This window comes from Psychrobacter sp. S1-30-MNA-CIBAN-0213 (assembly GCF_040309845.1).
GTDB lineage: Bacteria > Pseudomonadota > Gammaproteobacteria > Pseudomonadales > Moraxellaceae > Psychrobacter.
Genome location: NZ_JBEOPE010000047.1, coordinates 1 through 289, shown reverse-complemented (window position 1 = coordinate 289; position 289 = coordinate 1). Strand labels below are relative to the sequence as shown.

The 289-nt window shown below is 46.0% G+C and carries 1 protein-coding gene; it reads right to left on the bottom strand.

Features of this window, described 5'->3' with window-relative positions:
- The coding region (locus AAEY87_RS13900; protein WP_350657596.1) for a phosphotransferase at nt 1-289 on the bottom strand (289 nt) is incomplete at both ends.

Here is a 289-nt window from a genome sequence, read left to right as displayed (position 1 = left end):
ACCTAGCGTGACCAAATCTGGATGCTCTTTATAATCTACTTGATGCAATTCGACCAACGCATCGATGACATTGGTACACAATGCACGCGTTTGCTCAGAATCTAAATAGATGCCTTTTGGCAAATTGGCACGAGGAATGATGCCTTCCATGCGCTCCATGACATAAAAATCGGCACCGATCACAGCTTCATCGGTACATAACGCCACCATCTTTGGCACATAAGGATAGGCGTCTTTTAAGGCTTTTTGCACGGTATATTCGCGCACCATATCATGCGCTGACTTGGCC